At 55.6% G+C, this 21,811-nt stretch carries 24 protein-coding genes and 3 pseudogenes; 3 read left to right on the forward strand and 24 right to left on the reverse strand.

The window, feature by feature from the left end; all coding sequences use genetic code 11:
- Window positions 1-38: 38 nt before the first annotated feature.
- Window positions 39-815: an alpha/beta fold hydrolase gene (locus BLS87_RS05240; protein ID WP_074750759.1), complete on the reverse strand. Its 777-nt coding sequence runs from the start codon at window positions 813-815 to the stop codon at window positions 39-41.
- A gap of 261 nt (window positions 816-1,076) precedes the next feature.
- Between BLS87_RS05240 and BLS87_RS05245 the strand changes: the two genes are divergently transcribed.
- Complete coding sequence (locus BLS87_RS05245; RefSeq protein WP_083370624.1) at window positions 1,077-1,700, forward strand: DJ-1/PfpI family protein; 624 nt, start codon at window positions 1,077-1,079, stop codon at window positions 1,698-1,700.
- Window positions 1,701-2,041: 341 nt separating this feature from the next.
- The gene (locus tag BLS87_RS05250; protein WP_074750763.1) at window positions 2,042-2,581 is read left to right on the forward strand and encodes a cytochrome P460 family protein; all 540 of its coding nucleotides are present in this window, start codon (window positions 2,042-2,044) and stop codon (window positions 2,579-2,581) included.
- Window positions 2,582-2,681: 100 nt separating this feature from the next.
- Here the strand turns inward: BLS87_RS05250 and cynR are convergent, their stop codons facing one another.
- The 8 genes and pseudogenes from cynR to BLS87_RS34975 form a co-directional block, all read right to left on the reverse strand.
- On the reverse strand, window positions 2,682-3,578 hold the full coding sequence (gene cynR, locus BLS87_RS05255; protein ID WP_074750765.1) for a transcriptional regulator CynR: 897 nt from the start codon (window positions 3,576-3,578) through the stop codon (window positions 2,682-2,684).
- A gap of 291 nt (window positions 3,579-3,869) precedes the next feature.
- The gene (locus tag BLS87_RS05260) at window positions 3,870-4,943 is read right to left on the reverse strand and encodes an ArsO family NAD(P)H-dependent flavin-containing monooxygenase (RefSeq protein WP_074750766.1); all 1,074 of its coding nucleotides are present in this window, start codon (window positions 4,941-4,943) and stop codon (window positions 3,870-3,872) included.
- 39 nt (window positions 4,944-4,982) lie between these two features.
- Window positions 4,983-5,405, reverse strand: a complete 423-nt coding sequence (gene arsC / locus BLS87_RS05265; protein ID WP_074750769.1) for an arsenate reductase (glutaredoxin) — start codon at window positions 5,403-5,405, stop codon at window positions 4,983-4,985.
- Between the two features lie 20 nt (window positions 5,406-5,425).
- The gene (arsH, locus tag BLS87_RS05270; RefSeq protein ID WP_074750771.1) at window positions 5,426-6,139 is read right to left on the reverse strand and encodes an arsenical resistance protein ArsH; all 714 of its coding nucleotides are present in this window, start codon (window positions 6,137-6,139) and stop codon (window positions 5,426-5,428) included.
- A 47-nt stretch (window positions 6,140-6,186) separates the two neighbouring features.
- A complete protein-coding gene (locus BLS87_RS05275) occupies window positions 6,187-6,657 on the reverse strand; it encodes an arsenate reductase ArsC (RefSeq protein WP_074750773.1) in 471 nt (156 codons plus the stop codon).
- A 16-nt stretch (window positions 6,658-6,673) separates the two neighbouring features.
- Window positions 6,674-7,957 (reverse strand): arsenic transporter, encoded by a 1,284-nt coding sequence (locus BLS87_RS05280; protein ID WP_074750775.1) that lies wholly within the window; start codon window positions 7,955-7,957, stop codon window positions 6,674-6,676.
- A gap of 25 nt (window positions 7,958-7,982) precedes the next feature.
- On the reverse strand, window positions 7,983-8,339 hold the full coding sequence (locus BLS87_RS05285; protein WP_074750777.1) for a metalloregulator ArsR/SmtB family transcription factor: 357 nt from the start codon (window positions 8,337-8,339) through the stop codon (window positions 7,983-7,985).
- A pseudogene (locus BLS87_RS34975) lies at window positions 8,336-8,425 on the reverse strand (arsenate reductase ArsC); the annotation flags it as partial. The gene BLS87_RS05285 and the pseudogene BLS87_RS34975, both read right to left, overlap by 4 nt.
- A 187-nt stretch (window positions 8,426-8,612) precedes the next feature.
- Here BLS87_RS34975 and BLS87_RS05295 point away from each other — a divergent pair.
- A pseudogene (locus BLS87_RS05295) lies at window positions 8,613-8,909 on the forward strand (N-acetyltransferase family protein); the annotation flags it as partial.
- Between the two features lie 108 nt (window positions 8,910-9,017).
- Here the strand turns inward: BLS87_RS05295 and gorA are convergent.
- The 15 genes and pseudogenes from gorA to BLS87_RS05370 all read right to left on the reverse strand — a co-directional run bounded on the left by gorA (window position 9,018) and on the right by BLS87_RS05370 (window position 21,588).
- On the reverse strand, window positions 9,018-10,379 hold the full coding sequence (gene gorA / locus BLS87_RS05300; RefSeq protein WP_074750778.1) for a glutathione-disulfide reductase: 1,362 nt from the start codon (window positions 10,377-10,379) through the stop codon (window positions 9,018-9,020).
- Window positions 10,380-10,687: 308 nt separating this feature from the next.
- Window positions 10,688-10,951 carry a glutaredoxin 3 gene (gene grxC, locus BLS87_RS05305; protein WP_074750780.1) on the reverse strand — a complete coding sequence of 88 codons (264 nt, stop codon included), beginning with the start codon at window positions 10,949-10,951 and terminating at the stop codon, window positions 10,688-10,690.
- A 28-nt stretch (window positions 10,952-10,979) separates the two neighbouring features.
- Window positions 10,980-11,642, reverse strand: coding sequence for a carbonic anhydrase (locus tag BLS87_RS05310; RefSeq protein ID WP_074750782.1), 663 nt, complete (start codon window positions 11,640-11,642; stop codon window positions 10,980-10,982).
- Window positions 11,643-11,681: 39 nt separating this feature from the next.
- Window positions 11,682-11,786 (reverse strand): DUF2790 domain-containing protein, encoded by a 105-nt coding sequence (locus tag BLS87_RS34885; protein WP_074750783.1) that lies wholly within the window; start codon window positions 11,784-11,786, stop codon window positions 11,682-11,684.
- A 56-nt stretch (window positions 11,787-11,842) separates the two neighbouring features.
- Window positions 11,843-12,310: a cyanase gene (gene cynS, locus BLS87_RS05320; protein WP_074750786.1), complete on the reverse strand. Its 468-nt coding sequence runs from the start codon at window positions 12,308-12,310 to the stop codon at window positions 11,843-11,845.
- Window positions 12,311-12,506: 196 nt separating this feature from the next.
- Window positions 12,507-13,454, reverse strand: a complete 948-nt coding sequence (locus BLS87_RS05325; RefSeq protein ID WP_074750788.1) for a LysR family transcriptional regulator — start codon at window positions 13,452-13,454, stop codon at window positions 12,507-12,509.
- 395 nt (window positions 13,455-13,849) lie between these two features.
- Window positions 13,850-14,221 carry a response regulator transcription factor gene (locus BLS87_RS05330; RefSeq protein ID WP_074750790.1) on the reverse strand — a complete coding sequence of 124 codons (372 nt, stop codon included), beginning with the start codon at window positions 14,219-14,221 and terminating at the stop codon, window positions 13,850-13,852.
- A gap of 105 nt (window positions 14,222-14,326) precedes the next feature.
- Complete coding sequence (locus BLS87_RS05335; RefSeq protein WP_074750792.1) at window positions 14,327-14,977, reverse strand: response regulator transcription factor; 651 nt, start codon at window positions 14,975-14,977, stop codon at window positions 14,327-14,329.
- The gene (locus BLS87_RS05340) at window positions 14,974-16,815 is read right to left on the reverse strand and encodes a PAS domain-containing sensor histidine kinase (protein WP_083370608.1); all 1,842 of its coding nucleotides are present in this window, start codon (window positions 16,813-16,815) and stop codon (window positions 14,974-14,976) included. Before BLS87_RS05340 ends, BLS87_RS05335 begins: the two co-directional genes overlap by 4 nt.
- A 188-nt stretch (window positions 16,816-17,003) precedes the next feature.
- Window positions 17,004-17,597, reverse strand: coding sequence for a lecithin retinol acyltransferase family protein (locus BLS87_RS05345; protein ID WP_143024301.1), 594 nt, complete (start codon window positions 17,595-17,597; stop codon window positions 17,004-17,006).
- A gap of 253 nt (window positions 17,598-17,850) precedes the next feature.
- A pseudogene (locus tag BLS87_RS33345) lies at window positions 17,851-18,231 on the reverse strand (acyl-CoA dehydrogenase family protein); the annotation flags it as partial.
- Window positions 18,179-18,403, reverse strand: a complete 225-nt coding sequence (locus BLS87_RS35135; protein WP_074750796.1) for a hypothetical protein — start codon at window positions 18,401-18,403, stop codon at window positions 18,179-18,181. The gene BLS87_RS35135 and the pseudogene BLS87_RS33345, both read right to left, overlap by 53 nt.
- Before the next feature lie 87 nt (window positions 18,404-18,490).
- Window positions 18,491-19,882, reverse strand: a complete 1,392-nt coding sequence (locus tag BLS87_RS05360; protein WP_074750798.1) for an MFS transporter — start codon at window positions 19,880-19,882, stop codon at window positions 18,491-18,493.
- Between the two features lie 254 nt (window positions 19,883-20,136).
- A complete protein-coding gene (cynS, locus tag BLS87_RS05365; protein WP_074750800.1) occupies window positions 20,137-20,604 on the reverse strand; it encodes a cyanase in 468 nt (155 codons plus the stop codon).
- A 351-nt stretch (window positions 20,605-20,955) separates the two neighbouring features.
- Window positions 20,956-21,588 carry a carbonic anhydrase gene (locus BLS87_RS05370; protein ID WP_074750802.1) on the reverse strand — a complete coding sequence of 211 codons (633 nt, stop codon included), beginning with the start codon at window positions 21,586-21,588 and terminating at the stop codon, window positions 20,956-20,958.
- Between the last annotated feature and the right edge of the window lie 223 nt (window positions 21,589-21,811).

Below are 21,811 nucleotides of genomic sequence, written 5' to 3' on the forward strand. Positions count from 1 at the left end.
ACGCTCTTGCGACTGATGGGAGAGGGCAGGTCAGTTGATCACTTCGCCATTGCCGCCGATTCGATCAGCTCTGCGACGACCTTGGGATTCGACACCATCACCACGTGCGATGCACCTTTCACAGCCACTGCCTTTTTAGCGTGTGCGCGTTGTGCCATGAAGACCTGGGCCTGGGGCGGAATGTTCTTGTCTTTATCACCCCAGACAAACCATGACGGGATGGTTTTCCAGGCAGGCTCGGTCGATTTTTCATTGAGGGCAGCCTCGGTGACCGGGCGCTGTGTCGCAGCCATTAATTTAGCGTCGGCGTCGGACACATCCGCGGCGAACTGGGCATGGAATTTATCCTGCTGAATGTACAGATCCTTACCTCCGTCAGCGAGAGGGACCGGGGCAGCCAGGGTCGGGCCCAGCGTACCGCCGGGGAAACGTCCGGACAGATCGGCGGTTGACTCACCGGCGTCTGGTGCTACGCCCGCGACGTACACCAGCGCTTTGACGTTGGCATTACCGTAGGCCGCCTCACTGATGACTGGACCACCATAAGAGTGCCCCACCAATACCACCGGAGTTTTGATGCTCGCCAACAGGTCGGCGACCGAGCTCGCATCACCCTTCAGGCTGCGCAGTGGATTGGAGGCGGCGATGACGGGGTAGCCGTCCTTTTCCAGGATTTTGATCACGCCATTCCAACTGCTGGAATCGGCAAATGCGCCGTGGACCAACACCACCGTCGGCTTGACTGAGTCAGCCATGGCTGCGGCACCGCTGGTCATTGCAGCGGCGAAGGTAAGACCTGCAAGTAGCTTTTTCATCGGGTTTTCCTGAAAGCGAGGAGGAGTGACGGGATCATTTAAGCGGGCTGCCGTATCCCGTTTGTGTTCAGCCGGACGGCTTAATGTGAGGAACTGTATCAGGGGCGGAAGCGGCTAAGAACCGACACAAAACACACCGCGGTATTTCAATTGATGAAAGAGTGGATTCCGTTTTCTGGTCGTTCTCCCCGGTGGTTTTAAAGCGGAAGATGGCCTCACTTGATCAGCGAAATCCACTCAAAACTGCGGAGGCTCATGCCGATGAAACGTGTACTCATGCTGCTCGCTAACGGCGTTGAACCGTTGGAGATGGCGGCCTTTACTGATGTACTCGGCTGGGCCGATCTACTCGGCGATCATCCCATCGAACTGGTCAACGCCGGCCTTCGCAGAAACATCGTCACGACGTTTGGCCTCTCACTGAACCCCAGCTTTCTGTTACAGGATCTGGACATCAGCCGCTTCGACGCGCTGGCTTTGCCCGGCGGTTTTGAACCCGCAGGGTTCTATGAAGAGGCGCTCAGCGAACCCTTCTTGTCCGCTATCCGACATTTCGTAGAGGCAGGAAAAACCGTTGCCAGCGTCTGCGTTTCATCCGTGTGCCTGGGGGCTGCCGGCGTACTGCGCGGCCGGCATGCGACGACCTATCACCAAGAGGGCGGGAAACGGAAACAGCAACTGGTCGAAACCGGCGCCCTTTTTGTTGACCGGCCGGTGGTCGTAGATGGCCGGATCATCACCTCCACGGGCCCTGGCACAGCCACGGAAGTGGCGTTTCAGTTACTGGAACAGCTCACCAGTGCCGACAACGCGGCTGTTGTCCGCAAGAAAATGCGCTTCGCTACGCCCGACCGCAACTGGTATGAGACCCCACAGGTCCCGTAACTCAACCCCGGGTTTTACCGCTCGCTTGAGGCTGAATGACAAAGTTTGCGTGCGGGTAGATCGCAATACGGATGAGTAACTGATGGGTTTTTGCTTATTTCATCCAGAGGGACAAATGATGCCCCATGAAAGCCACACCGTGGATTATTACGACTGGCCAACGGCAAATGGTCGTTCGCGCCTACGCCAAAGGTGAAGCGATTCGTCCCGCGTCTCTGGTGGATGCGGAAAGAAGAATACTCAACGGACTGCCCCCCATTTGAGGGCAGAATGTTTGATCGTCGATTCAAAAACCAGAACGGCGCGGTCATGCCCCCAGCGCCCGAGCAGGAGCGTTTGTGATGACTTGGAAAATGCTGATGTTTTCTGCGACTGCCATTGTGATCGGCGGGGTGGCGGGCCTCTCTGTGATCGCAGAGGCTGATACACCCGCCGCCACGGCTGAAGGCTCGCCCATCTTTGGCGTTACGCTGCCGCCTGGTTACCGCGATTGGCAGTTTGTCAGCATTGCCCACGAGGAGGGTGACAAGCCTGATATTCGGGTCATCCTCGGCAACGACATTGCCATGAAGGCGTTCAGGGAAGGGACACTTCCATTCCCGGATGGCGCCATCATCGCGCGATTGGCCTATAAGTATGAGTCCTCCGCACGAAATAACGCTATTTTTGGACGGGACCAATCATTCGTCGCGGGCGAGCCTACCAACGTTCAAATTGAGGTGAAGGACTCGAAACGATATGCCGGCACGGGTGGATGGGGGTACGGCCAGTTCGAGGATGGAAAGCCCAATCCGAGCGAAAAAGTGGTCAATAGCTGCTTTGCTTGCCACAGCAAGTTGCCCCCAGCGACGGACCTGATTTTCACCACCTATTCCAAGTGACCGGACGCTACACGGGTTAGGGAATCTTCCGATTACCGGGTCTCGATGCGAAGGGAGGACCTGATGAAGTCGGAGAGGCCCATGTGGTGTCGCCCAGCGATCAAATAGTGTTGTCCTGTTGGGCCATCTTCCCCAGCACCAGGTCCAAAAAGGCGGCTGATGCCGCGCTGTGATAATTATTCTTTCGTCTCAGCAGAGCAGCTCCGCGTTGAGGTGCCTTATCCTGCATCACCAGTTTGCTTAACGCTCTGTCCTGCGTCGCGATCGGCTCCGGAAGAATGGTGGCGACCCGGGTGTGTCGAATCACTTCTAACAGCGTGTTGACCGAGTTCACCTCCACCACGATTTTGGGGGTGATGCGGGCCTTGGTGAAGTACTCGTCAATGCAGGTTCGAGTGGCAAAATCAGGCGTCAGCAAAGCGAAATCCAATTGCGCGACCTCGTCAGTCGTCAAGGCTGTCGGGTGGTCGTACAGCGGGTGATCACGTCCGACCATCAACCCCAACGTTTCGACAAACGCGGGAATCGACTCGATGTCTGCGTTCCTGACTTCGTCAAACGCAATAGCGATGTCCAGCGAGTCGTCGGCCAGCCCCATCTCGATATCGTCCATCGACAATTCGAAAATTTCCAAGTGGATATTGGGAAAGCGTCCGGCGTAATCACGCACAATCGGCCCCACCAGATACGCCATGAAGGTCGGCGTCATCGCGAGTCTCAAAGTACCCCGTGAAAGGTCCTTCACGTCGTGCAATGCCCGTTTGCCCGCCGCCAGTTCGACGAGCACTCGTCGAGCACACTCGATGTACGCCTGCCCTGCATCGGTGGGGGTGACGGTGCGCGATGTACGATCAAACAGGACGACGCCGAGCATCTCTTCGAGCTGACGAATCTGTTGTGAAAGGGTGGGTTGAGAAACGTGGAGCACTTCGGCCGCGCGGGTGAAACCGCCATTATCGGCGACTGCCAACAGATAACGCAGGTGTCTCAGCAGCATCACATTCACCGTTCAGGGAGGGGGCATACGCCTATCAGTGTATATCGCAGCGTAAGCCTGTACTTCGTGATGTCGCAGCGTGATGGGGAATTGCATCGCAACTGACCACATGCGAATAGCCGGTAGGGATCAGCTTGAGAGCTGTTGGTTTGGAGGTCATGCGATTAACTGGAATCGAGACGCGGGGGCATCACCTGCGGCGCGTCCAGCCAGCCCGGACGAGTAGGTTCGCGTTTTCTTCGCTTCGGGTTCTAATCAGTTTTGTTGTTTCGCCAATGCTCATCTGGTGTCTCATGCAGAGAGTTTTGAAGAGAGATAGCCCTGAGCCTGCTTGACCACATCCCGAGCAGTGCGGGTTACGCCGATCAAGGTAGCAGACGCAAGTCCCGTCCAGTCGCCGTACCCCACCAGCCACAGATTGGGGCAGTCCACACTCCGGTTCTCAGTGACCGCGACTCTGTTGTCCTCTCCCACGATGCCGAGGCTTTTCAGGTGGCCGAGCGCTGGAGAAAATCCAGTACACCAGATGACGGCGTCTACCTTCGTCTCGCTCCCTGATGGCCACACCACGCCCGTTGGGGTGAATTGCACGAACGGACGTACCGAGTTCAATACCCTTCGGTCGCGAGCCTCTTTCACGGACGGCACCATTACAATGTCACCCAGACCACCTTGGGCTTGGGGCGGCTCAAGGCCCGCTTGCAGCGCCTTCAACCTAGCGGTGGCACGTTCGAACAACGCACGACCATCAACCTCATCGGGAAGAAACTGTGGCGGCTCTTGAGTCACCCAGACAGCCTGAGACACTTTCGAAACCTCAGCGTAGATCTGGGCACCGGAGTTGCCTCCCCCGACCACGAGAACCGTTTTTCCTTCAAACCCTGTTGGGCCAACGTATTGGGCGGAGTGCAGCTGCTGCCCCTTGAACAGCGCTTGCCCTGGATAAGCGGGTATTACCGGTCGGCTCCAGTTGCCTGTGGCACTGATGACCGCCTTGGCATCCCAGGAACAATCATCCGAGAAGACGCGCAGTCCATCATCGATTTTTTCAACATGAGTCACCCGCGTTGAGCGCCTGATGGGAAAGTCGTAGCGGCGCTCATACTGGGTGAGGTAATCGATAACATCGTCCCGGCTGGGAGTACCGTCGGCAACGGCCGGCATTGGCCAACCAGCAATGGAACTCCATGCAGAGGGTGAAAACAGCCGAAGCGAATCCCACGCGTGCCGCCAGGCTCCTCCCGGCGCGGGCTCAGCATCGAGCAACACATAGGACAGTCCCGTTCGCTTGAGAAAGTACGCGACGGTGAGTGCGGATTGGCCGCCGCCGATAACCACAACATCCAGCTTCCGACTCTGACTCACCGCCGTGCTCCTGTAGCCGCTGTAAATCGCCGCGAAGACTCAGACTTTACGTCCATGCTCATCGATAACGACCTGCCCATCCTCTTTGACGAAACTGCCGCGTTGCGGTTGTGGAAGCAAGTCGAGGACAGCTTCCGATGGACGACACAACCGTGTGCCCAGTGGTGTCACCACGATAGGGCGGTTTATCAGGATGGGATGCTCCATCATGGCATCAACGAGCTGTTCATCGCTCAGTGATGCGTTGCCCAGTCCCAACGCTTCGTAAGGGGTGCCCTTGATACGCAGCAGGGCTCGCACCTCAATACCCATGTCCTGGATCAGCCTCACCAGCGTGGCGCGATCAGGTGGAGTTTTCAGGTATTCGATGACGGTCGGTTCTTCTCCGCTGTTGCGGATCAGTTCCAAGGTGTTTCGAGAGGTGCCACATTGTGGGTTGTGATAGATCGTGATCTGGCTCATACAATTCCCTCGTCCAGGCATTAAATGGAACGCTGATTGACGCGCTTGGATAACTCTTCGGCGGACTCTTTACGCTCGGAATAGCGATCAACCAGGTAGTCCTGACGATCCCGCAACAGCAGCGTGAACTTCATCAGTTCTTCCATCACGTCTACCAGGCGGTCGTAGTACGAGGATGGCTTCATACGGCCTGCCTCATCAAACTCGGTGAATGCCTTGGCGACGGAAGATTGGTTTGGGATGGTGAACATCCTCATCCATCGTCCCAGTACCCGCAGCTGATTGACCACGTTGAAAGACTGCGAGCCTCCGCAGACCTGCATTACCGCAAGGGTTTTCCCTTGCGTAGGTCGTACAGCTCCCATTGCTAGCGGAACCCAGTCGATTTGCGCCTTGAACACCGCGCTCATCGAGCCGTGCCGCTCAGGGGAACACCACACTTGTGCCTCTGACCACTGCATCAGCTCACGCAGCTCGGCCACTTTAGGGTGGGTGTCGGGAGCATCATCCGGCAGCGGCAGACCTGACGGATCGAAGATCCTGGTTTCGGCGCCAAACTGCTCCAGAAGACGTGCGGCCTCCTGTGTGACCAATCGGCTGAAAGAGCGCTCTCGTGTCGAGCCGTACAGGAGGAGGATTCGAGGTTTGTGGATCGACAGGGACGCCGGGGTCAGTTGCTCCAACGACGGGATATCGATCAGATCGGCGTCTACGTTCGGCAATGTGTCTTGCATATAAACTCCTACGGCGGCGCCCAGCGGGGCGCTGCCTCGGTTGATCCTCAAAGCGAACCGATGCGGTTCAGTTCAGCTTTGAGCTGGTCAGTACTCATGGTCTTTAGCGGCAGGGCAAGAAATGCACTGACACGCTCGCGAATCTTAGCGAGCGTGGATTCAAACGCGCCTGTAATCTCGGCCTCCGATCCGTTGGCCTCGGACGGGTCGGCCAAGCCCCAGTGCGCCTTCAAGGCTGGCCCTAAGAAGATAGGGCACGCTTCACCCGCAGCCCGGTCACAGACGGTGATCACAATGTCTTGAGGCGAGTCTTCAAAAGCCTCCGAAGCCTTGCTGCTCAAGCCCGCCGTCGAAATACCTGCCGCCTCCAGCGTTTGTAATGCCCGTTGATTCACCCGACCACTGGGAAAACTTCCAGAGCTGACAGCCTCTACTCCTTCAGGCGCCAGGTGATTGAAGAGTGCCTCCGACAGAATGCTGCGGCAGCTGTTGTGGGTGCACATGAACAAGACTTTCATCAGACGATTCCCTGATTCAGAAACTGAGGCGCAATGCCAAGGCGGATAAGGTGGCAATGAGGATCGGTAGGGTCAGCACGATGCCGGTCTTGAAGTAGTAACCCCAACTGATCGTTATGTTCTTGCGTGCCAGCACGTGCAGCCACAACAGGGTGGCCAGGCTTCCGATTGGAGTGATCTTCGGGCCCAGGTCGCAGCCGATGACGTTGGCGTACACCATCGCTTGCTGGACGACGCCATCGACCTCGGCGGCATGAATGGACAAGGCGCCTACCAGAACGGTCGGCATGTTGTTCATGGTCGAAGACAGCAATGCTGTTAGCAGCCCAGTGCCCAAGGAAGCGCCCCAGACACCGTACCCCGCGAATACGTTCAGGATCTGCGCGATATGGTCAGTCAGGCCGGCGTTCTTCAGGCCATAAACAACCAGGTACATACCCAAAGAAAAAATCACCACCTGCCATGGCGCCTCTTTGAGTACTTTGCCTGTGTCGATGGCGTGTCCACGAGCTGCAAACACGTAGAGAATGAGCGCGCACACCGCCGCAATAGCGCTGATGGGCACACCCAAGGGTTCAATGACAAAGAAGCCGATCAATAGCAGAGCCAACACCCACCAACCGGCTGCAAAGGTAGCGCGGTCGCGAATGACCTCGCTCGGCATCTGGAGTTGGTTGAGATCGTAGGTCTTTGGCATGTCTCTGCGGAAAAACCACATGAGCATGGCCAATGTTGCCGCCACGCTGACGAGGTTCACAGGCACCATGACGGACGCGTATTCGCTGAACCCGATGCCGAAGTAGTCAGCAGAGACAATGTTGACGAGGTTGGACACCACCAATGGCAGGCTTGCCGTGTCAGCGATAAATCCGGCAGCCATAACGAAGGCCAAGGTAGCAGCGGGTGAAAACCGCAACGCGAACAACATCGCAATCACAATTGGGGTAAGGATCAGGGCCGCCCCATCATTGGCGAACAGGGCCGAGACGGCAGCGCCCAGCAGAATGATGAAGGCGAAGAGCTTACGCGTGCTTTCGGCGCCCCAACGAGCAACATGCAGCGCGGCCCATTCAAAAAAACCTGCCTCATCAAGCAGAAGGCTGATGATGATGACGGCAATGAAAGTCGCCGTGGCATTCCAGACGATATGCCAGACCTCAGGGATGTCTCCGAGACTGACTACCCCGGTCACCAGGGCGAGCACTGCGCCGAAGGTTGCGCTCCAGCCCACACCAAGACCCTTGGGTTGCCAGATGACCAGCACGATGGTTGCGATGAAAATCAGTACGGCAAGTAGCATTACAGAAACTCTATTCGGGCGCAGATCAGTTACAGACGGCCTGGTTGACAGGACGGCCATTCATGTCGCACAGACGTTTGGCTTCGGCTTCCAACCATTGCTGGTTCGCGTCCACAACCTCTTTCAGGATTGCTGTAACCCACTCGGGCAGCTCGGGATGCAAGCGGTAGTACACCCATTGGCCCTGGCGACGATCCATCAGCAAGCCTGCTGAGCGAAGCAGCGCCAGGTGGCGAGAAATCTTGGGTTGGCTCTGGTCGAGTGCAGCGGTGAGTTCGCAAACGCACAACTCGCCCTCACTGACGATGAGGAGCGTGATCTTGGTTCGAGTGTCGTCGGCCAGACACTTGAACAACGAGGTGGGGGTCATAGGCTCTGTCATAGATCCTCCAGATGTTTGGTCTTGACCAATACGAAAAGCTTGATGCGTTCATGGATGTCATGAAGCGTATGGCGAATTGATTGGGGCGGACATGGTGATCTCACTCACATTCGGAAAATCGAATATACGTAATGTCGAATATTTGATAAAGCATATGTGCTCGATATCGCCGCCATCTTGCCTGCCCGGGCGGTTTAGCGCTCAGACTGCCGGATGACTTTTCACCGGAAGGCGAAAGCTGATCGCGACGCAAACCGCGAGTAAGCAACGAGCAGGGAAGTTCGGGGCCGAGGACTCGGGAAGCAACTGCTTGAGGCTTTGCTCAAGGAGGCAGAGGCCCTTGGGTTCTGGAAAGTTCTCTCGCGGATTTTCGCGTCAAACCACGCCAGCCTTGCCTTGTGCGAAGCAAGTGTTTTTCGCCAGGTTGGCATCTACGAGAAACACGCCTGTCTGGAAGGTCTGTGGATTGACTGCGTCATTGTCGAAAAGCTCTTTCCTGCCAATCAAACAACCGACGCACTCGCGGCTGCACCGATAAGGGCTGAAGCAGGTGGTCTCAGCGGTTGCTGATGACTTAGGCTGTTGTCCTAGACATCCCATCTACCGCACCGCGACCACTTCATCTGAGCATTCTGACCACGGGGCCGTGGCTGTCCAAAACTGGGCGGGGTCTTGATCTCACGAGTGATTGACGGCCGTACGCAAGGTCACGAATTCCTCGGCAGAGGTGGGGTGTACACCGATGGTTTCGTCGAAGAGACGTTTGGTCGCGCCGGCTTTAAGGGCAATGGCCAACCCCTGGATGATTTCCCCGGCATCCGGGCCAACCATGTGTGCACCCAGCACTCGGTCCGTGTGGGCATCTACCACCAGCTTCATCAGCGTTCGTTCGTTGGACTCGGTCAAGGTCAACTTCATCGGACGAAACCGGCTCTCATAGGCTGTCACCTTGTGCCCTTGGGCGACAGCCTCTTCCTCGGTAAGGCCTACGGTGCCGATGCTGGGCTGACTGAAGACGGCGGTCGGAATATGTCGATAATCCACAGGACGATACAGTTCAGGTTTAAACAAACGGCGCGCGATTGCCGTGCCTTCTGCGGTCGCAACTGGGGTCAGTTGTACGCCGCCGATAACGTCTCCGATCGCCAGGACCGAAGGTTCACGCGTCTCAAAATGTTCGTTCACTGCGACATAACCCGCATCGTTTAGCTCGACGAAGGTATTTTCCAGGCCCAGATGCTCGAGCATCGGCCGACGACCAGTCGCGTAGAAAATGCTGTCGGTTTCCAACTGGCGCCCATCATTCAAGGTCGCGAGGAGACTTCCGTCCGACAGCTTGTCGATCTTGACGATGTCAGTATTGAAGTCCAGCTGCAGACCGTTCTTGATCAACTCCTCGGCCAGGTGAGTGCGCACCGAGTGATCAAATCCTCGCAGGAACATCTCGCCGCGATACAGCAGGCGCGTATCGGCACCCAGCCCGTTGAAGATGCCTGCGAACTCAACCGCGATGTAGCCACCACCCACTACCAGCACCCGTTCAGGGAGGCTTTGCAGAAAAAATGCCTCGTTGGACGTGATCGCGTGTTCACGGCCGGGAATGTCCGGGACCATTGGCCAGCCGCCGGTCGCGATCAGGATACGCTCGGCGCTGAATATCTGACCGTTGACTTCAACATGGTGCGCATCGGTGAGACGGGCATGACCTTCCAGCAGGGTGACACCGCTGGTGGCCAGCAACTTGCGATAAATATCATTGAGCCTGTGGATTTCACGATTTTTATTGCTGATCAACGTGGCCCAGTCGAAGTGTGGATGACCGGTTGACCAGCCGAAGCCTTGTGCCTGCTCGAAGTCATCCGAGAAATGCGACCCGTAAACGAGCAGCTTTTTCGGTACGCAGCCGACGTTCACGCATGTGCCCCCCAGATAACGGCTTTCCGCAACCGCGACTTTGGCGCCGTAATCGGCAGAAAAGCGTGCAGCACGAACACCGCCAGATCCTGCGCCGATTACAAACAAATCGAAATCGTAAGTCATTTTAATTCTCGTACTGGGTTAATGACCTGAAGCTGTTCAAAGGGTGTAAAACGGAACTCGACGCGCGCATTAATGCCGTGTCAGTTTCGCCTCCAAACGCGGTTCGGAGAATGGGCAAAGAACTCATAACTCTATTCAGCGCAATGAAACAATCTGAGTGTGGGACCCGCGCCTGAATCCCGTGACGACCTCTGGATATTTCAAATAGATGTGTCGGCACATCGTTGCGATGAGAAGACCTATGGACATCGCGGCAGAAACTCGTCAATTGAAGTGTTCAACCGCACTCACAATCAAAGAAAGACCGTTCAACTCGCGAAGCGCGGATTGAGCATCTCCATTATTGCGCCCTCGGCGTCGAGTTGAGCCAGATCGTCGTATCCACCCACGTGCCAGTTTCCGAAGAAGATTTGAGGCACAGTGCGCCGGCCACTGCGATTGACCATTTCGACCCTGCGCTCAACCGAATGCACATCAATTTCGGTGAAGGTAATCCCTTTGGTTTTCAGCAACTGCCTGGCGGCTTGGCAATAAGGGCAAGTGCCCGTGGTGTACATAATGACTTTCAGCATGTTGCTTGCTCCCGGAGTGAACTCGTCATCACGCGGCCGCCTGAACAGGACGGGCCTGCACGGCGCAAGTGGTCGGGTGCTCAACCAGAGATTTAAACGTGCGGTTGTCGGCATCCAGCGCGTCGATCGACCCGGTCTCGATGTCGTAGACCCAGCCATGCAGGTTCACCAACCCTTTTTCCTGTGCGAGCCGCACGCTCGGATGAGTCTGGATATTGGCCAACTGCGCAATCACGTTTTCTCGCACCATTGAGTTCACCTTGGCGGTTTCATTGACGTGAGTGCGTGATTCATTGATCACCTTCGCGGACTCCGCGTGTTGCAACCATCCCGCAACGCCGGGTAAGTGATCCATGCATTTGCACTGGGCAACGGCGGTCATGGCGCCGCAATCGGAGTGTCCGCAGATGACGATGTCGGTAACGCCCAAGACGGCGACAGCGTATTCGACGGTGGCCGACACGCCGCCTGGATGGGGGCTATACGACGGCACGATATTGCCGGCGTTGCGAATTACGAACAGCTCGCCGGGTTCCTGCTGGGTCAACAGTTCCGGTATCACTCGACTGTCAGAGCAGGTGATGAACAGCGTACCTGGGTGCTGAGTGGTTGCCAGATGTTTGAATAAGTTCTCACGTTGAGGAAATGCATCTTTCTGAAACTTCAAGAAACCTTCGATAAGCGCTTTCATGGTCGTTTCCTTTTTGTAGTGAACAGCGTAAATGAATAATCAGTTGGTGCAGCCGTTGCCAATGACGTCGTACACAAGCGTGTGAGTGCCGCCGTGGGAGTCGCTGTACGTCATCTGCACCCGCGTCGGTCCACACACACACATTGGCAACAGGTTAATACCGTGCTGGCCGTTGCAGAGCGAATGGTAAGTTGCAGCCCTTAGAAGGGACGCAGCGGAAGAAACTTCCCGTCCAGCGTGATGACTGCGCGGTGACCGCCTTCCGGGTCTTCGACTTTTTTCATATCAAGCTTAAAGTTGATCGCGCTGATGATGCCGTCGCCGAACTGTTCGTGAACCAGGGCTTTGAGTGTCGTCCCGTAGATTTGAATCATTTCGTAGAAGCGGTAGATGGTCGGGTCAGTAGGAACGCCCGACAGGCTGCCGCGAAGCGGGATAATCTGGAGAAGGGCGACCATTTCATCATCGAGGTCAAGTTTTGCCCCAATAACTTTGGCGGCACTTTCTGGAAGCGGTTGCTGGCCAAGAAGGGCGGCAGTCACGTAGGCAAGGCCCAGGCCGGTACCGTCCGTGAGATCCTGCCAGGACAGGTTCTTGCTTGCCTTGCGCTGCAGGATCTCAGTGGTCAATGCAATGCTGGTTTCGTTGTAAACATGAGAATGTTTCATGGCTTCTCCAGTGATGCTTTCGTCGTGGGTGCCGTTGTGGGAACGCTAAGTTGTACTGCCATGGTCTTATCAGTCGCTAATAACGTCAAAGATCGAGATACAACCCGCTGTATAAGCGCTGCCTATGGTTTCAATATCTACAAGATGACTGTTTATGTTGAACAGGTACTGTTAAATAACGCGACTGCCGGGTTGTTCATGCCGCGAGTTTCGTTGTCACCAATGAAGCTATCAAAGTGCTGCTTTCTGCCAGATGGTGTGCCACCCGGGCGCGAAGCCAGCGTTCGCCGGGATCGTTATCCAGGGTCGCGCTCCAGGACAGCGACAGTTCGAGTTCTGGCACGTCAATCGGCATCGGGTCCATGCGCAATCCGCCTTGTCCGATCATAGTGCTAGCCACATATTCAGGTACGACGGCGACCATGTCTGTGCCTTCAATCAGTGTTTTGAGTGCACTGTATTGCGGGACGGCGAGTACGACATGACGCCTGCGTCCGATCGCATTGAGCGACCGATCAATGGAATCCGTGACTTCGCCATTCAGCGAAACGGAAACATGCGGACGTTTGCAGTATTCGTCCAGGTCGAGCTCGCGAGTGATCGAATTGGCGCTCAATAACGTGGGGCGGATGCGACGCAGAAACTTTCTCTTGGCATTGGCGGGCAGGTCTCGGCTGTGGCAAACCCCGAGCGATACCTCTCCAGTCACCAGTTGGTTGGGCATGGTCAAATGATCGGTGCGACGCACGACAAAACTGACACTGGGCGCTTCCATTCTCAACTGACGCAACAGGCTTGGCAGTAAGGAATATTCCACATCATCAGAAAGCCCGATACGGAAAACAGCATTGCTGGTTAATGGATCGAACTCATTAACATGGCTCAGTGCTGCGGCCATGGTGTCCAGAGCGGGCGTCAAGTTCTGCTGGATTTCGAACGCACGGCTGGTGGGCTCCATGGTGCGGCCGATCCGGATAAAGAGTGGATCATCAAAGTACTGGCGCAGACGGTTCAATGAAGCACTGATCGACGGTTGGCAAAGAAACAGCTTTTCGCCGGCACGGGTCAGGTTGCGTTCGTGCATCAGCGTTTCGAAAACAATCAAAAGGCTGAAGTCGATTTTGCGGAGATCATTTCTGTTCATTGTCATCCACCTTCGGGCAGTCTTATTGTTGGATCACTTCGCCGGGGTCAGCATTGACTCTCAACTTCAGCAGGCGGGTGGAACCACGTTCTTTCGCCTGGGGGTTATTGCTTGTTGGCTTGGATCTAGAATAAGGGCCTTGGTATTCATAAACACTTCTACGTACGTTCATACGCTTTAGCGCATAAGTGGTAGCACCTCATACAGTTGTATATGTTTGTTTAGGTATGCGTTTACTTAGAAGGCGTGCCTGTCAGGAAATAGATGCGCACTCACGCGACGTTCTGGGGTGAACGTCGTCACCGTTGGGGAACAGCACGAAGGGGAAGGGGACGGGGGATTCATGCACTGCGTCTTGGAGCGTCGATCAATGGGTACAGCGCGGGGCCGGAGTTTCAGGCTCTTGCGAAAACGGCCTCTATGCAATCAATCATCGTTTGACCATCAAACGGCTTGCTGAGAAAGCCAGCAGCGCCAGCATCCTCTGCCCGCTTGCGTACAGTCTCTTCCGGATAAGCCGTGATCAATATCATGGGAATGTCCTGCCCGTGATGAATGAGTTCATCCTGCAGCTCCAGGCCAGTCATTCCAGGCATCTGCACATCTGAAATCAGGCAATCGGTGTCATTGCGATGAGCGGACGCCAAAAAGTCTTCAGCGGAGGCAAAAAGACAGGGTTGGTAGCCCAACGAACGTATAAGGCTGCTCAATGCGATGCGGCCAGACGCGTCGTCATCAACAATGGAAATCACGGGGACTTTGCTCATGGTGTGTATCCTTGTGAAAGAGGCAGATTAGAGATTCACCTCTTCGCTTAGGCCCACTTTATGCGGCCATTCCTTTGAAAAAAATAATACACACGTATGTGCTTCTCAGCGTTTCTCTCCAATACCGAGTGATTCGGCCATTCGAACCAGGTCGGCGAACGATTTCGCCTGCATTTTTTTCATGGCGTGGCCGCGATGTATCTTGACCGTGATTTCACTCAGGTTCATCTCGCTGGCAATTTGTTTGTTCATCAATCCGCGGGCAGCGTATGCCATGACTTCTCGCTCCCGAGCCGTCAGTGACTGGTAGCAGGCGTGCAGTCCGGAGTCCTGCTTGCGGACTTCTCTGCAAGCGGCGTCTGTTCGGTGCGCCGCGGATACCGCATCCAGCAAGTCCTGATCACGAAAAGGTTTGACGAGAAAATCCAGCGCCCCTGCCTTCATTGCTTTCACTGACATTGCAATGTCGCCATGCCCCGTCATGAAAATGATGGGCAGATTGATGTTCGCCTCTATCAACTGACGCTGAAAATCCAGTCCACTTGACCCCTGCAGACGAACATCCAGTACCAGGCAGCTAGGCGCATCCGGATCTGGCCGCTCCAGAAACTCCGCCGCAGAAGCGAATGTTTCGACGCGCACGCCGACTGAGCGGAACAGACTGGCCAAGGCTTCGCGCATGGATGCTTCATCGTCGACGACAAAGACGATGGGCGACGTATCGGCAGAACGATGGGGTGACGTATCTCGGTTCAAGGTTGCTCCCACGGACTTATCGGTAACGACAAATGAAATACGGCCCCTTCTCCTGGCTCTGAGGTTGCCCAGATCCGGCCACCATGAGCCTCGATGATCGATCTGCAAATGGACAGTCCCATGCCCATTCCTTCTTGCTTTGTCGTATAGAAGGCCATGAACAGCATCGGCATGCGGTCGCTTGAAATGCCCGGGCCGCTGTCTTTGATCTCAAAGGAGACAGAGCCGTCGTCGGAATGCAGAAGACGAAGATGCAGGGTGCGACGTTTTATCTTTGCGTTGGCCATTGCCTGCATGGCGTTCATGAGCAAATTGATGATGACCTGCTGCAGCTGGACTCGGTCGCCGGTGACCGAGACGGCTTCAACGTCAAAACCTCGCTCCAGCTCCACCTTGTTGCGCTTGAGTTCCCGGCCGACGAGGGCCAGTGACTCATCAATGATTTCCACCAGGTTCAACGCGGCTTTCTGCGGTTCCGTTTTGCGAGCCATCGCCCGGATTCGTCTGATAACTTCACTCGCCCTGTGCGTCTCGCTCACCATGCGTTCGATTGCGCTGCGCACTTCGCCAATATCAGGCGTGTCGCGGTTCAACCAACGCAGGCCGGCAGTGCCATTGGTGGCAACAGCTGCCAACGGCTGGTTGACTTCATGAGCGATGGACGCGGCGAGTTCGCCAAGCGTCGCCACGCGACTGAAGTGAGCGAGCTGGACTTCTGATCGGTGCAGAGCCTCCTCAGCCATTCGGGTGTCCGTGACGTCCATCAACGCCCCCACATACTCGCTGTCTTCATCCCCGTCTTTTACGAGCTGAGCCAGCATCTGCAGGTGTTTGACCCTTCCGTCAGCCATTGAAAGCCGATATTCGGTCTTGATGTGAGGCGCTTTCTGGAAGGCATTTTTGATGGCTGCTTTGACGATCTCAATATCGTCTGGATGGGTTTTCGCCAGAATGCTGGTCAGTGTGGGGGGCTCATCAGCATTGAATTCGAATATCCGCCGTGCTTCTTTCGACCAATACATTTCACCGCTGGGAATCTTGAGGCCAATGCTTCCCGTCTGGCTCAACCACTGCGCCCCTGCGAGGAATGCCTCGCTGCGCTGGAGGGCTTCGATCGCTCGCTTGCGGTCAGAAATGTCGTTGTGAGTCGCAAGAATCGCTTTAGGTTGATTGTTTGCCCCAAGCGACAACGAGCACCGACTCACCACCGTTACGCAGGCGCCGTCGCGACAATGCTCGATCACTTCACCCTCCCAATGACCCGTCTCAAGGAGGCAAGCCATCATTTGGTCCCAGCTCGTCATCAGTTGAGGACTCAAGAGTGCGCGAAAGTCCTGACCCACTGCCTGAGATTTGGTCCAGCCGTACAGCGCTTCGGCCCCAGGACTCCATTGGGTGATGACGTGATTCATGTCCCGGACGATGATTGCGTCATGGGTCTGTGCAAGCAGCCTTACCTGCTCCTGCAATTCATCGGTGGCGGATTTATTCTTGAGGGCCAATACCGTCGTCATGCCGATCGCAGAGAGGCTGACGAGAAGACGCGCGAAACTGCCATCGTATAATTCAAAGCCGTGGCCTATCACAAAAGCAGTCAGCGTCAGGCCGATGCAAACCAATGAGACGCCTATTACGCCTTTCCTGGAGAACAGATTCACAGACATGAGTATGACGGCGACGTAGAGCACCGCAATGGCAATGTGTATCGAACTCGCGGTGTCGATGACGAAGATTGAACTGGACAGGGCGATTGCCCCAAGCCGCTGTAGCTGGACAGAATTGACAAAGGGGCGTGAAAACCACCTGACGGCTGGCGTGGGTTCAGTGATGATTTTCATAAAGGCGTAGGCCTGCTGTGTCCGCAAAGCAATACCGATAACAGTGTGAATCGTAGTCGGTAAAATCAGGACTCGCCAAACCGTTCGACGGCGTCTGGAGCGGAATTTCTACGATGAGGGAGTTGTTACCTGGTAAAGCATTACGCGGAATAAAATACTGGGTTTGTAAACGCACCCATTATTGTAAGTTAAGCGATAAGGCCTGTTTTTTGGCGAAGAATGTGGCGCAGCACGCGTAAAGGGCAGTGAATGTATTCAATCACCTGAGCGCTGTAGCTGGTGCCGTTAATGCACCAGTTGCAGAAGTGTTCGCAATTGTTCGAGAGTATTTTGTACTGAGCTTCACCCATTCTTGAACACGCGCGAGCGACGATTTCATCGTTTGAAAAAGCCGGTTGGTCTTGGTAAATCCAGATGGATCTCCCGTTGGCAAATTGTTGGAGACCGGTGACTTCAATAGGGCCGGCTCGCAGGGATCCGCTTAACCCGGAGTAGTGCGCAACCTTGCCGTCACCGAGGTAGATACCGTGATGGACGTAGAATGCGCGAGGGCTTACCAGATGAGATCCAGCGGGGATCACGTCATCCCCCCCTTCGACCCGGGTCAGGTGGGTATGAGTGCTGTGATGCATCGATGAAAGACCGCTCCCGGACACACAGACATGCAGTTCATTTTCAGAGGGCTCGGTGCTCACACAGGCGGAGGGATCCACGTTGACCAAGGCCGATTTGAAGAACAGTGAAGATAATCTGGTGGTCATTTCCGCAAGCTGCTTGTTCATGACGAAACCCTCCATAACCTTAGAGAAATACTATCTTCCAGGGGCTGGAGACGCATTCGTGCGCAGGTTTAGTCAGTTAGTCAGTCCATATGCGGCGCTCATACCTCTGTATGTGTGGTCAGAACAATGGAGGACAGGCGGCGGGGATTTCAGCAAAGGTGCCTGGGGTTAAATGCTGAGCAGGTGTCTATCGGATAATCCAATGCTTTGCATCGCGGTGCTTTTAGTGAAGAAAACGCTGCAGAGGAGTCGGTCATCGTTCCAGGCGTTGCAGCTGTGCACGAAGTTGGACCAACGTCGGCGTGATGATGGGCACGAACGCTGACTCGCGCCAACGACGTGCAAAACCAATACCCTGTTCTTGCAGGTAGGCTTTACCACCGCTTGCCTGCAGTTCCAGCTGCACAGCGTCAGCCGCTGACTGCGCCAGGGCGATTCGAAGACTGAACAGCGCCGCAGGATCACCTCTGAAGCGCCCGTCGAGCAGGCCGCGTTTCAGCTCGGTAACCCGGTCTTCCAGCTGCCAACGCTGGTTCAACAAAGCCTCAAGAAGGACGGACCGATCGTGTTCCAGGTGCGCCTCAACCTCTTGAAATGATCGTCGAGCCAAGCCGATGGACATTCCACATTGCAGATTCGACAGCGTCAGCCAGATTCCTGCCGACGCCGCCCAGGTATGGGCTGATCCCGACCCTTAGCACATTGGCGGCTGCCAGTTCGGACAGGACCTGTTGTGGGTCGCTGAGGCCCGAGTCGAGATCCTGGGCGTTGGTGTCCAGCCAGTGGCTGAGTGCCGGGTCGAGCATTTTTTTTCTCCGTGAATATTCGGTGATTTAGATCCGGCGTCCCCCATGGGCGATAACAGCCGTCAGACACAACCGGCGATCAACGCTTTAATTTTTTACCGCAACAAGGCGGCCAAAACTCGCAAGACTCGCGACCGCAGCAAACAACGCGGCGGCCCACAACGCGAACGTTGCGCCATGCTCGCTTGATACCATGAAACAGTAGGCGACCAGAGCGGCACCGGTGGCCTGTCCTATCAGGCGAGAGGTTGCGACCATCCCGCTGGCGCTTCCGCCCCGATCGGGTGGAGCGCTCCCCATAAAGCCTTTGAGGTTGGGTGCCTGGAAGAAACCAAACCCGACACCGCAAACCCCCATGCGCCAACTGATGTCAAACGTCGACGGGGCATCGGACATGAGCACCAATGCAACCAGCCCGGCACCGAGGATCGCGAGACCGATGCCGCCCAGAGCGCCCGGCGAATAATGGTCACTCAGTCTGCCTGCAATCGGTGCCATGATTGCCACCATCACCGCCCAGGGGGTCATCAGGAAACCAGTCTCCACCGCAGACCGCCCAAGCGTTGTGAAGAAGTAAAAGGGGAGCGCTACAAAGGCCAATCCCTGTGCTGCGAACGTGCATACCGATGTGACCACCGACAGGGCGAACATGGGCCTGCGCAGCAAATCGACTGGAAGCATGGGCGCTTTGTGATCCGCTTGCCGACGCAGGAGGAGGGCAAAAAACAACACAGTGCCTGCCAACTCGATCGCCAGTGTCTTCAGGCTCGCCTGGTGGGCGGCGTCCCCAAACATCAGTATCAGAAGACTGAACGCCACCACGTTGTAAAGCGCCGTCAGCCCGTCGAATGTGTGATTGGCACGAGGCGTAGCAGGGAGCACTTTGCGACCCAGGAAGAAGGCCGCCATGCCAAGGGGAACGTTAATTGCGAACAGCCAGGGCCAGTTGGCGACCGACAAAATCACGGAAGCCAACGTCGGCCCGACCGCAAAAGCGACGGCAACCACCAAGGCGTTGGTGCCGTATCCGCGTCCGAGCATGTGTTTCGGGTAGATGGCCCTAAGCATGGCGGTATTCACGCCCATCACGGCGCTGGCACCTATTCCCTGCAGCAGGCGAGCGATAACCAGCGATGGGAGAGACCAGGCCAATGCACATCCGAGGGAGGCGAGGGTGAATAAAAGCAGTCCGAACAGGAGCACGCGTCGGTAGCCGATGATCTCTCCCAGTGCCGCTAAAGGAAGGAGTGTGGCCACCATTGCAAGTTGATAGACGTTGATGATCCAGACCGAAGCTGCCGGGGTCGTGTGCAGTTGATCTGCAATCGCTGGAAGGGCGACATTGGCAATCGCCGTATCGAGCGACGCCATACCGACACCGATGGCCAACGAGAATATGGCGAGGCGTCGAGCATTTTGAGGCAGCCCGTCTGCAGGGATATCGACAGCATCCGCTTTCAAAGTCGCGTGTGTGGACATGTTGGCTCCTTTGTAAGCAGTAATGGGGCCTGGATGAGCCTCACGTTCAAGCCCGGATCACGCCGCTGTATCCTGATTTGAAGGCAAACGTGCGCGTTCCTGCTCAACTGGGTCATCAGGTTCTAAACGAACAATGAGGGGTTATTGGTGGCCGCTCTTGTAGATGAACGGCCAGGTCATTGGCGGTCGTAGACGCGTTTTTCTTGAAACAGGCCCGCATGGGGTGCGGGCCGATTCAATGAGCACGTCGCAGATTAGAAAGGACGCAGTGGCAGGAATTTACCGTCAAGCGTGATGACCGCGCGGTGACCGCCTTCTGGATCTTCTACCTTCTTCATATCAAGTTTGAAGTTGATCGCACTGATGATGCCGTCGCCAAATTGCTCGTGAACCAGCGCTTTCAGGGTGGTGCCGTAGATCTGGATCATTTCGTAGAAACGATAGATCGTCGGGTCGGTAGGAACGCCGGTCAGGCTGCCACGCAGGGGAATAATTTGCAGCGCAGCGACGGCAGCCGCGTCCAGGCCCAGTTTTTCGCCAACCACTTTGGCTGCGTTTTCTGGAAGAGGGTGCTGACCGAGCAGGGCGGCGGTGACATAGGCAAGGCCAAGGCCGGTGCCATCAGCCATGTCCTGCCAGGACAAGTTTTTGCGGGCCTTGGCATCGAGAATTTCGGTGGTCAGGGCGAGGCTGGAATCTTTGTAGGCGTGAGACTGTACCATGGTGTTTTTCCGATCAAATTGGCTTGATTAATGAGGCAGCGCCTGGGCTGCCTGGGTGTGAAACGATCATCGTCCGTTACGCAGGCAACGTCCAAGACCCATATACAATCCATTGGATAAGTGCTCCGTATAGATGGCTTCCCAGCGCTCGCAGCGCCAAGAACTCGCAGCTGACTCGTAGAACCGGCCGTTAGCACTCATATAGCGACAGGCATCCCACTCATCGACAGTGTCGGTGAGTGGGTCTGGGGTGGATGACGGCGTGAGTATTGGTGGACGGCTAAAGCTTTTTAACTGCAATGATTATGGAAACAATACAGCCGGGAAAGTTACCCTTGATACTGACGATCCCTATGCCTTTGTCTCGGGATAATCCACCAATGACACAAACTGATTGGTCGTGCCGTCCAGCGCTTCGATAGAACCCGTTTCGATATCATAAACCCAGCCGTGCAGGTTTAACTTCTTTTGCTCGATCGCCAGTCTAACGCTTGGGTGTGTTCTTAAATTCGACAGTTGTGCAATGACATTCTCTCTGACCATGGAGCACACCCGCTCTTTATCATTGGCGTGTTTACGGGAGGCGTTGATGACCTTTGCCGACTCAGCGTAACTCATCCACGCGGCAACGGCGGGCAGGTGATTCAGGGATTTTCCACTGGAGACTGCCGTCATCGCGCCGCAATCGGAGTGTCCGCAGATCACGATATTCGAGACTCCGAGGACCGCGACCGCATATTCCACCGTAGCAGTCACTCCACCCGGTTGCGGGCCATAAGAAGGCACGATGTTTCCCGCATTGCGAATAACAAACAGTTCGCCCGGTTCTTGTTGCGTCAACATCTCAGGTATGACCCGGCTGTCGGAGCAGGTGATAAACAGCGTTTCGGGGGTTTGAGTGGTCGCCAGGTATTTGAATAGATCGGTTCTCTGTGGAAACACCTCTTTCTGGAATTTAATGAAACCGTCGATAAGTGCTTTCATTGTTTTGCCCCGTGGGTGGATGTCGGACGACGACGTTTTAACGAAGGTTAATTAAACAAAGGCTAATGCGGCCGGAATGTTTCGTCCAAGACCCTAGGAGCTTAATGGCCTGGTTATTATATGAATTTAATATAATCGTCGGCAGGGGCTGTGCTACTCATCGCGGGTGACGTAGAGAGGGCAGTTCACAGTGTTGCGAAGTGGAACAATCTTTTAAACTTCC

The sequence above is a fragment of the Pseudomonas abietaniphila genome, from assembly GCF_900100795.1.
GTDB classification, from domain to species: domain Bacteria; phylum Pseudomonadota; class Gammaproteobacteria; order Pseudomonadales; family Pseudomonadaceae; genus Aquipseudomonas; species Aquipseudomonas abietaniphila.